General features: G+C 74.8%; 4 protein-coding genes. 2 read left to right on the forward strand and 2 right to left on the reverse strand.

Annotated elements, in window-relative coordinates; genetic code table 11:
• Window positions 1-176: 176 nt before the first annotated feature.
• Together ABT137_RS50695 and ABT137_RS50700 are read left to right on the forward strand one after the other, a co-directional pair.
• Complete coding sequence (locus tag ABT137_RS50695) at window positions 177-1,739, forward strand: glycoside hydrolase family 30 protein (RefSeq protein ID WP_351720794.1); 1,563 nt, start codon at window positions 177-179, stop codon at window positions 1,737-1,739.
• Between the two features lie 131 nt (window positions 1,740-1,870).
• Entirely contained in the window at window positions 1,871-3,100 is a 1,230-nt protein-coding gene (locus tag ABT137_RS50700) for an alpha/beta hydrolase family protein (protein WP_351720796.1), read from the forward strand.
• A 49-nt stretch (window positions 3,101-3,149) separates the two neighbouring features.
• On the opposite strand, the gene ABT137_RS50705 is transcribed toward ABT137_RS50700, so the two are convergent.
• The gene (locus tag ABT137_RS50705) at window positions 3,150-4,655 is read right to left on the reverse strand and encodes a tryptophan 7-halogenase (RefSeq protein WP_351720799.1); all 1,506 of its coding nucleotides are present in this window, start codon (window positions 4,653-4,655) and stop codon (window positions 3,150-3,152) included.
• Window positions 4,655-10,765 (reverse strand): SDR family NAD(P)-dependent oxidoreductase, encoded by a 6,111-nt coding sequence (locus ABT137_RS50710; protein WP_351720801.1) that lies wholly within the window; start codon window positions 10,763-10,765, stop codon window positions 4,655-4,657. Before ABT137_RS50710 ends, ABT137_RS50705 begins: the two co-directional genes overlap by 1 nt.
• Between the last annotated feature and the right edge of the window lie 26 nt (window positions 10,766-10,791).

The following is a 10,791-nucleotide window of genomic DNA, read 5'->3' on the forward strand; positions in this document are numbered from 1 at the left end:
CTTGGGAGACTCCCGGAAGAATGTCTGTCCCGGACGGGGACACGAAGCACCTCGCCATGGTGGGGTCGGGCTCGCGAAACCCTTTCTTCACACCTTGACTTAACATCACGGATATTGCTTGGATCTCGGTTCGGCACGGCACCACCCCCGACACCCCGCAGAGTCCAGGAGTTGCTGTGAGACGTACGATCACCGCCATCGCGGCCGTCACTGCCATGACCCTGCCGCTCATCGGCGCAAGCCCGTCCGCGCAGTCGGACCGGGCCGCCGACGGGAGCGCCGGGCACGGCCAGGTCGTCACCGGCACCTACTCCACCGGCGGCACGCAGGCCTGGCAGCCCCTGCCGATCGTCAGAACGGGCGCGGACCCGGGCGGCTCCGTCGACGCCACGGTGGTCGCCGACCCGAGCGCGCTGCGGCAGAAGTACACGGGCATCGGCTTCTCGCTGGACGAGACCAGCGTCTCCAACCTGTGGAAGCTCACCCCCGGCGAACGTGCCAAGGCCATCCGGCTCCTGGTCGACCCCGAGCACGGCGCCGGACTCGACCGGTTCCGGCTGACCATCGGGAGCCCCGACCTCATCGAGCACCTGCCGTTCTGGTCCGAGGACGACCTGCCCGCCGGCGTCACCGACGACTTCGGCCTCAAGCACTTCTCCGTACAGCGGGACATCGACCTGCACATCATCGACACCATCAAGCTCATCCAGCACTACAACCCGCACGCCACGTTCTTCGCGTCGGCGTGGAGCGCTCCGGCCTGGATGAAGACGAACAACCGCTTCCTCGGCGAGGTCGCCCTCAAGCCCGGAAGCAGCACGGACTACTACCAGGTCGGCAAGTTGCGCGACGACTGCATCGAGGTGTTCGCCCGGTACTACGTCAAGTTCGTCCAGGCGTACGCCAGGCACGGCATCCGCGTCGACGCGCTCACCCTGCTGAACGAGCCCGGGATGGACGTCGTCTACCCGGCCATGGACATCAGCATCGCGCAGCAGCAGAAACTGGCCCTCGCCATCAAGCGCGAGATGCGTGCCGCCCACCTGAACACCCAGCTCTACGTGCACGACTTCAACTTCTGGGACTGGCGCGACCCCAACAGCACGGCGACCAAGAACTACTACCGCATCTTCCAGGACGCCCCCGACGGCTCCGTGACCGGCGCCCAGGTCCGCAAGGCGGCCGACGCCATCGCCTTCCACCCCTACTGGGGTGACCCGACCGTCATGCGCGACGCGTTCGAGGAGTTCGGCAAGCCCGTCCAGCTCACGGAGACCAGCGACCTCTCGCCCTCGACCGTCCTCGACGACTTCCGCCTGGACGCCGGCTCCTACATCCTGTGGGCCCAGACCACCGACCAGGACGGCGGCACCCTGCACTGGACACCGGCCCGGGACAACAACATCGACTGGGACCAGGTCGCGGCCACCACCAAGTGGAAGGACCGGCTGGTGACCGTCGACACGGAGACGAAGAAGTTCTCGGTCCGCGACGAGCTGTACGGGCTCGGGCAGTTCGCGAAGTACCTCTCGCCCGGTGACGTCCGCCTGGAGTCCAGCGCCACCGAACACGGCGTCAGCAACGTGGTCTACCGCACCCGTGACGGCGGCTACGTCACCGTCCTCGGCAACGGCAACAGCACCGACAGCAAGGTCCGGGTCACCGTCGGCGGCCAGAGCTTCGTCACGACCGTACCGGCGGGCTCCTACGCCACCTACCGGTGGCAGGGCCGGGCGTAGGGCTAACCCCCCGGGGTGACGAGAGGCTTGCCGGATGGTGACGGCCCGGCCCGTCCACAAAGCTGGGAGCAGTCGCAGAACACGCGCGGTCGGCGTGGTCGGCGCAGTCCGCGCAGCCGAGGAGGCCTGTCTTGCTCACCCGCCGTACCGCCCTGCAGTCGGCCGTCGCCGCCACCGCCCTGTCCGCCGTCTCCGCGCGCACCGTGTCGGCCGCGCCGCGCGCGGCAGGACCGGTGCGGCTGACCCTGCCCGAGCCCGGCGGCCCGTATCCGGTGGGGACGGTCGCCCTGCGCCTCGTCGACACGGCACGTGCCGATCCCTGGATCACCGCACAGCCGTACCGGGAGCTGATGATCAGCATCCGGTACCCGGCGCGGGACGCCGGTGGCCACCCGAGGGCACCGCAGATGCTGCCCGGGGAGGCCGCCGGCTTCACGGCCGTCAACAACCTCGACGGCGTGCCCGCCGACCAGGTCGACTGGGCCGCCACCCGCACCCACGCGCACGAAGACGCCCCGATCGACCGGGACCGCGGCCCGTACCCGGTCGTCTGCTACTCGCCCGGTACCGGTGACCCGCGCTCCCTCGGCACCACCCTCTGCGACGACCTCGCCTCCCGTGGCCACGTCGTGGTGATGCTCGATCACACCTACGACGCCACCGCCGTCCAGTTCCCCGGCGGCCGCGTCGAACGCACCGTGCTGCCCGCGGAGTACGACAAGGCCTACCCGGACAAGAAGCGCATCAGGGCGCTCCTGAAGAAGACGATCGACGTACGGGTGGCCGACACCCGCTTCCTGCTCGACGAGTTGCCGCGTGCCCTGCCCCGCGCACTGCGCGGCGCCCTCGACCTGGACCGCATCGGCATGTTCGGCCACTCGGCCGGCGGCTTCACCGCCCTCCAGACGATGCACGACGACCGGCGCATCGCGGCCGGCGCCAACCTGGACGGAGTGGTCGCCTACGTCCAGGACGACGGCGACTCCGGCCACCTCTCCACCGTCGCCGCCGAGGGCCTCGACCGCCCCTTCCTGCTGTTCGGCAAGGACGGCAACGACCTGAGCACGGTCCCGTCCTGGAACTCCCTGTGGCGGCACAGCCGCGGCCCGCGCGAGGGCCTGACCCTGCGCGGCGCCGAACACGCCACGTTCACCGACGAGGAGGCGATGATCCCGCAGATCGCCCGCCGGCTCGGGCTGCCCCGGAAGACGGTCGTGAAGAACATCGGCACCATCGCCCCGGCCCGCGCGATCCCCGTCGAACGGGCCTGCCTCGCCTCCTTCTTCGACCGCCGGCTGCGCGGCGGGAGGGCGGAAGGCCCGTCGGCCCATGCCCCGGAGGTGCAGCCCTTCGCCCGGTGAGCGGCCGCCTGCCCGACAGCGGTCGTCCAGGTCGTCCAGGCCGGGGGCATCACGCCGGGAGCCAGGACAGACCGTCCTCGGTGACCCCGAGCCGGGCGGGGCCGGACGGCGGCGGGGCCGGGTCGTCCAGCGGGGCGCCGTACAGGGCCTGTTCCTGGAGGTCGTTGCCGGCGCGGAAGGTCTCGTTGACCACTCGGGTGGTCAGGAGCGGGTTCGTACGGTCGCCGGCGGCGCCCAACCGGTCCACCGCGCCCTCCAGTTCGGCCGCCGCGGCGCTCCACCGGACACCGAGCCCGCCGGCACCGGACATCCCGGCGTCACCCGACGCCACGCCCCCGGCCAGCTCGGCGAAGGCCGCGGCCTCGTCGACGTCCACCCGGGTGATCTTCTTCGCCGACCAGAAGTACGAGTCCTCGTCCCGCTCCATGTCGTAGAACGCGACGAGGAAGTCGTAGAACACCCCGTACTCCCGGCGGTAGCGCGCCTCGAACTCGGCGAAGCCGCGCTCCTCCGGCACGGTGCCCTCCAGGGCCGCGTTCACCGTGCGGGCCGCCAGCAGGGCGCCGTAGGTGGCCAGATGGACGCCCGAGGAGAGCACCGGGTCCACGAAGCAGGCGGCGTCGCCGACCAGCGCCATGCCCGGGATCCACAGGGACGTCTTCCAGTACGAGTAGTCCTTGCGCACCCGGACCCGGTCGTACGGCGGTTCCGTCGCGACCGGTACGCCCGTCAGCAGCCGGCCGACCTCGGGGCAGGCCCTGATCATGTCCTGCCACGCGGCCCGCGGGTCGTGCTGGACGGCCGCGTAGTGCTCCGGCGCGATCACGGCACCGACACTGGTCAGGTCATCGCGCAGAGGGATGTACCAGAGCCAGCCGGCGTCGAACGCGGCGCAGAAGATGTTGCCGTCGTTCGGCGCCGGCAGCCGGCGGCCGCCCGCGTAGTAGCCGAACACGGCGAGGTTGCGGAAGAAGTCCGAGTACACGCGGGCCCCGCCCACCCGGCTATGGATCCGGCTGGTGTTGCCCGACGCGTCGATGACGAACCGGGCGTGCGCGGTGCGCGGGGTGCCGTCCCGGTCGGTGTACTCGACACCACGGACCCGCCCGCCCCCGGTGAGCACCCGGCGTACCGGACTGCCCTCCCGTACTTCGGCGCCGGCGCGTTCGGCGTTGCGCAGCAGGATCTCGTCGAACCGGGAGCGCTCCACCTGGAAGGCGGTCGCGGTGGGCTCCGGCAGCCGCGGCGTCGTCGCGAAGGAGAACTGCCAGGGCTCCGGGTCCCGGCCCCAGCGCAGGGTCCCGCCACGCTTGAGCGTGAACCCGGCCGCCGCGACCTCGTCGGCGACGCCGAGGAGGCGGCACAGGCCGTGGACGGTGGCGGGCAGCAGCGACTCGCCGATCTGGTAGCGGGGGAAGGTCTCCCGCTCCAGCAGCAGCACCCGGTGCCCGCGCCGGGCCACGGCCGTCGCGGCGGTCGACCCGGCCGGCCCGCCGCCGACGACGATCAGGTCGTACTCGTCGTGCTCCGCGTGCTTGTCGTGTTGCGAAGTCATCAGGGCGCTCCCCTTCCCGGCAGGGCGTCCGCGTCGAGCAACACCCCATGGACGTGTGCCGCAAGCTCGGGCAGCGTCGGGTACTCCAGTACGACGGTCGGTGCCAGACGGACCCGGGTGAACGCGCTGAGCCGGTTGCGGACCTGTACGGCGGACAGGGAGTCGAAGCCGAGCTCGGTGAAGGCGCGCTCGACGGGAAGGTCGGACGGGTCCGTGAAGCCCAGGACGGCCGCGATCTCGGCGCGGATCAACTCGGCCAGCAGGGCGGGACGTTCGGGTGGCGCGACGGCGGCGAGCCGCTCCCGCCAGGCACCGGGCGTCCGTGCGGCGCCGTCCGGGGGCGCCCCGTCGACCGCGGCCGGGCGGCGCGGCAACAGGTCGGCGAGGACGGGCGGCGCGCCCGGCCCCGCGGCGGCCCGCAGGTCCAGCGGTACCGGTACCAGGACCGGTTCCGGGCGGCGCAGCGCGGCATCGAGGAGGGCGATGCCCTCGCGCTCGCCGACGGGCAGCACACCGCCCTCCCGCAGCCGGTCCGGCGCCACCCGGCCCGCCATGCCCGCCGCGCCCGCCGAAGCCCACGGCCCCCAGGCCAGCGACTGCGCGGGCAGGCCGCGGGCCACCCGGTACCGGGCGAGCGCGTCGAGGAACCCGTTCGCGGCGGCGTAGTTCGACTGCCCAGGCCTGCCGAGCACACCCGCGGCCGAGGAGTAGAGCACGAAGGCGGCCAGGCCGAGGTCCTTCGTCGCCTCGTGCAGATACCAGGCACCGTCCGCCTTCGGCGCGAGCACGGCCGCGAGCCGCTCGGGCGTCATGGCGTCCGTCACGCCGTCGTCCACCACCCCGGCCAGGTGGAAGACCGCGGTGAGCGGCGGCCGGCAGGACGCGACCAGCGCGTCCACGGACGTTCGGTCGCTCACGTCGCACGCCACCACGCCCACGTCGGCGGGCAGTTCGCCCGCCCAGTCCGGGGTCTTCCCGTCGCGGCCGGCCAGCAGCAGGTGCCGGACCCCGCGTTCGGTGACCAGGTAGCGGGCCAGACTCGCCGCGAGCGCGCCCGTGCCGCCCGTGACGAGCACGGTCCCTTCGGGATCCAGCTCGACGGGCTCCGCGGCCGGCGGATCGGCGGGGGCCAGCCGGGGCGCCACGGCGACACCGTCGCGCAGGGCGACTTCCGGCTCGCCGGTGCGCAGCGCCGCCGCGACGGCCGCGGGCGTGGCCGCGGCGCCCTGCCGGTCGACCAGTACGATCCGGCCGGGATGTTCCGACCCGGCGCTGCGGACGAGCCCGGCGACGGCGGCCTCGGCCAGGTCGGGGGCGTCTCCGGTGGCGTTCTCGGTGAGCACCAGCAGCCGGCCCGGCCGTGCGCCGGCGGTCCACGCGCGCACCCGCTCCAGCACGGCGCCGAGCAGCCCGCGCACCCGGTCGGGCAGCGGCGTGTCCGGGGGCAGGTCGGCGGCCAGTTGTGCCACGTCGAGCAACTCGTGCTCCGGGCTCGCGGCGCCGGCCGGGGGCACCGGCCGCCAGGCGAGACGGTAGGTCTCGGCCGGCGGCCGCTCGGTCGCCGGGATCGCCCGGGTGACGACGGACTCCACGGCGGCCAGCGGCAGTCCGGCCCTGTCGGTGAGGGTGACGCGGAACTCGTCCGGGCCCAGCCGCCGTACGACCGCGCGCGCCGCGGCGGCACCGGTCGCGTACACCGTCACCCCGGAACAGGTGACCGGCGCCCTCGGCTCACCCGGCTCCTCGGCCAGCAGCGCGGCGTGCAGCGCCGCGTCGAACAGGGCCGGGTGCAGGGTGTACGACCGTGCGGTCGCCGCTTCCCCGGGCGGCAGCGCCAGCTCGGCGAAGGTCTCGCCGTCCCCGTGCCACAGCGCGGTCACGGCGCGGAAGGCGGGCCCGTAATGATGGCCGTGGCCTGCGAGGCGCTCGTAGTGGACGGCGATCCGCTCCGCGCCCACCGGTGGCCAGGCACCGGGCGTGTCCCCGGGCGGTGCCTCGGCCGGGGCGGTCGTCGCGGTGGCGTGCCGGGTCCACGGCCCCGGCGTGTCGGCCGGCCGGCCCCAGACGGTGACCGGCCGCCCGCCCGTCCCGTCCGGCGCCCCGGCCACCACCTGCACCTGCGCCCCCTGCCCCGGAGCGAGGACGAGCGGTGCGTGCAGGGCCAGTTCGGCCAGCAGGACCGGCCCGGCGGAGCCGTCGGCCCGGGCCGCCAGCTCGGCGAAGAGGGTCGCGGGCACCACCACCCGGCCGCCGATCACGTGGTCGGCCAGCCACGGATGGCGGTCGAGGGACAGTACGGCGGTGTGCCGGATCGCGGGCCCGTCGGCGTCGGGCACCGGCTCGCCCAGCAGCGGATGGCCGGACCCGGTCGGCCGCCGGACGGCGTCCAGCCAGTAGCGCTGCCGCCGGAAGGGGTGGGTGGGCAGCGGGCGCCGCCGGGCACCGGAGTCCGCGTACACCGACCGCCAGTCCACCTCCGCCCCGTGCACATGCAGCGCGGCCAGTGCCTCGACCGTCGTCCGGGCGTCGGCGCACGACGCGAACACCGCGCCCGCGTCCGGCCCGACGCACTCCTCGGCCGCCACGCCGAGCGCGGCGGACGGCCCGGCCTCGACGAAGGCCGTGACGCCGTCTCCGGCGAGTACGCCCACCGCGTCGGCGAACCGGACCGTCTCGCGCGCCTGCCGCACCCAGTGCTCGGCGGTGGCGAGCGCGTCCGTCTCCGCGCGTCCGGTGAGCGTGGACACGACCGGCACGGACGGGAGCCGGTAGGCCACCGACTCGGCGACCGCACGGTACTCGGCCAGCACCGGGTCAAGGAGCGGCGAGTGAAAAGCATGGCTCACCCGCAGCCGGCGCTGCGGCCGTCCGACGGCGGCGGCCAGCGCCGTCACCGCGTCCTCGGGCCCGGAGAGCACGACCGACTCCGGCCCGTTGACCGCCGCGATCGCGACGGCCCGCCCGGGAACCCCGTCCAGCAGCGGCGTCACCTCGGCCAGCGGCGCCCGCACCGCGATCATCGCGCCGCCGGCGGGCAGGGCCGCCATCAGCCGGCCGCGCGCGGCGACCAGCCGTACCGCGTCGGCACGGGAGAACACCCCGGCGACGTGCGCGGCGGCCAGTTCGCCGACCGAGTGCCCGACCAGACGGTTTGGCCGTACGCCGAAGCCGGCGAGGAGGGTGTGCAGGGTCACCGCGTAGGCGAACAGCGCGGGTTGTGCGTAGTCGGTGCGGTCCAGCAGGCCCGGGTCGTCGATCGCCTCCAGCAGGGGGCGGTCCAGCCACGGGGTGAACTCCTCGCACAGACCGGTGAACTCCGCGTCGAAGGCGGGGAAGGCCGCCCGCAGGTCGCGGCCCATCCCCGGGCGCTGGGCTCCCTGGCCGGGGAAGAGGAGGGCCACCTTGGGGTGTGGGCGCGCGGTGCCCCGCAGCACCGCCGGACCGTCCATCCCGGCGGCCAGGTCGCGCACCCCGGTGAGCAGGCCTGCGGCGTCCGGGGCCAGGACGGCCGCCCGGTGCGTCAGCGGCGCCCGGGTCGTGGCCAGCGAGAACGCGACGTCCAGGGCGTCCGCGTCCTGCCGTACGTCGGCCAGTTCGGCCGCCAGCCTCGCGGCATGCGCGCGCAGCCCGGCCTCGTCACCCCCGCCTACCAGCCAGGGCATCAGCGGCAGTCGACGGGCCTGCGGCGCGGCCCGGTCCGTGCCGACCGTCGCCGTCCCTCCCGCCGTGTCGACCGCCACCGGCTCCTCGATGATCACGTGGGCGTTGGTGCCGCCGATACCGAACGACGAGATCGCGGCCCGGCGCGGACGGTCGAGGCGCGGCCACGGGCGGGCCCGGTCGAGCAGCCGTACCGCACCGCCGGACCAGTCGACGTGCGGCGACGGCTGCTTCGCGTACAGCGAGGCGGGCAGCTCGGCGTGGCGCATCGCCTCGATCATCTTGATCAGGCCCGCCACCCCCGACGCGGCCTGGGTGTGCCCCAGGTTCGACTTCACCGAGCCCAGCCACACCGGGTCGGCCGGGTCACGGTGCTGCCCGTAGGTGGCGAGCAGGGCGCCCGCCTCGATCGGGTCGCCGAGCGCGGTGCCCGTGCCGTGCCCCTCGACCGCGTCGACGCCGGACCCGTCCAGCCCCGCGTCGGCCAGCGCCCGCCGGATCAGGTCCCGCTGCGCCTCACCGTTGGGGGCGGTGAGGCCGTTCGACGCGCCGTCCGAGTTGACGGCGGAACCGCGCAGCACCGCCAGCACCGGATGGCCGTTGCGGCGGGCGTCCGACAGCCGCTCCAGCAGCACCAGACCGACGCCCTCGGCCCAGGCGGTGCCGTCCGCGCCCGCCGCGAACGACCGGCAGCGCCCGTCCGGCGACAACCCGCGCAGCCGGCTGAACACGACGAACGGCCGCGGATTCGACAGCACCGTCACCCCGCCCGCCAGCGCCAGCGAACACTCCCCGGCCCGCAGCGACCGGGCCGCCAGGTCCAGCGCCACCAGCGAGGACGAACACGCCGTGTCCAGGGTGAGCGCCGGGCCGCGCAGCCCCAGGGTGTAGGCGATCCGCCCGGACGCCACGCTCGGCGACGAGCCGATGCCGAGCTGGGCCTCCAGCTCGTCGGGCGCCCCTCCGCGGCCGTATCCGCCGGCGTGCATCAGGCCGACGAACACGCCGGTGTCGGTGCCGCGCAGCTCCGGCGCCGGCACCCCGGCTCGTTCGAAGGTCTCCCAGGCGACCTCCAGCAGCAGCCGCTGCTGGGGATCGGTGGCCAGCGCCTCGCGGGGCGACATGCCGAAGAACAGCGGGTCGAAGTCCGCGACCCCGTCCAGGAACCCGCCGCGGCGGGTGTACGTCGTCCCGGGCCGGTCCGGGTCGGGATCGTGCAGCGAGGCGAGGTCCCAGCCCCGGTCGGCCGGGAACTCACCGGTGGCGTCCCGGCCTTCGGCCACCAGACGCCAGAGGTCCTCGGGGGAACTCACTCCGCCCGGAAAGCGGCAGCCGGCCGCCACGATCGCCACCGGCTCGGCCTCCGGACCGCGCCGGGGCGCCGCCGCTGCCGTGACGGCCCCCGCCGTCCCGTGCAGCAGCGCGTCCAGGTGGGCGGCGACCGCGGCCGGGCTCGGGTGGTCCCACACCAGCGTCGCCGGCAGCCGCAGCCCGGTACGGGTGCCGAGCCGGTGCCACAGGGTCATGGCGTCCATCGACGTCAGACCGAGATCGGCGAACGCCGCGCCCGGATCGGCGGCCCCACCCCGGATCGCCGCCGTCTCCGCGCACACCAGGTCGGTCAGCGCGGCCCGCCGCTCACCGGGCGTCCGCCCTGCCAGTGCGGCGAGTCCCGGCTCGGCCGGGCGGTCGGCGAGCGCACGGCGCAGCAGGGCCCGGCGTGGTTTGCCGCCGGAGGTGCGCGGTACCGCCGGGATCGGCAGCACCTCCTCGGGCACCTTGTGCGCGGAGAGCACCGCGGCGCAGGCGCGCAGCAGCGGCACCGGATCGAGGTCCGGGCGGTCCGGGACCACGAACGCCACCGGAACCTCACCGAGCAGCGGATGGGCCCGCCCGGCCACGGCCGCGTCCCGCACCCCGGGCAGCCCGCACAGCACCCGCTCCACCTCGGCCGGGTCGACGTTCTCACCGCCGCGGACGATACGGTCGCCCGCCCGGCCGGTGACGGTCAGAAACCCGTGCTCGTCGAGCCGGCCCAGGTCACCCGTGCGGTACCAGCCGTCGCGCAGGGCGGCGGCGGTCTCCTCCGGCCGGTTGTGATAGCCGAGCATGACGCCGGGGCCGCGGACCCAGATCTCGCCGTCCCCGCCGGCACCCTCCACCGGGGCGATCCGTACCTCCATGCCGGGCAGCGGCAGCCCGCTGCTGCCGCGCACCCGTGGCCCGGCGGGCGACTCCACGGCGATCTTGCCGCAGGTCTCGGTACTGCCGTAGCCGTCCAGCAGCGGGGCACCGAACCGTGCCTCGGCCTCCTCCCGCAGCTCGGGGTCGCTGGGCGCACCGGCCGTGACGCACAGCCGCAGCGAGGGCACGGCACCCAGCCCGGCGTCCAGCAACTGCCGGTAGGTGAGGGGTACCCCGGCCAGGACGGTCGGCGCGGGCGCGCCCACCCCCCGGCCCCGGGCGGCCCGGGCCC

Source organism: Streptomyces sp. NPDC001980 (assembly GCF_040296885.1).
Lineage (GTDB): Bacteria > Actinomycetota > Actinomycetes > Streptomycetales > Streptomycetaceae > Streptomyces.

What these genes read in the sequence shown, in the direction of transcription:
- ABT137_RS50705 (WP_351720799.1), bottom strand. Translation starts at nt 4,655, where the DNA reads ATGACTTCGCAACACGACAAGCACGCGGAGCACGACGAGTACGACCTG.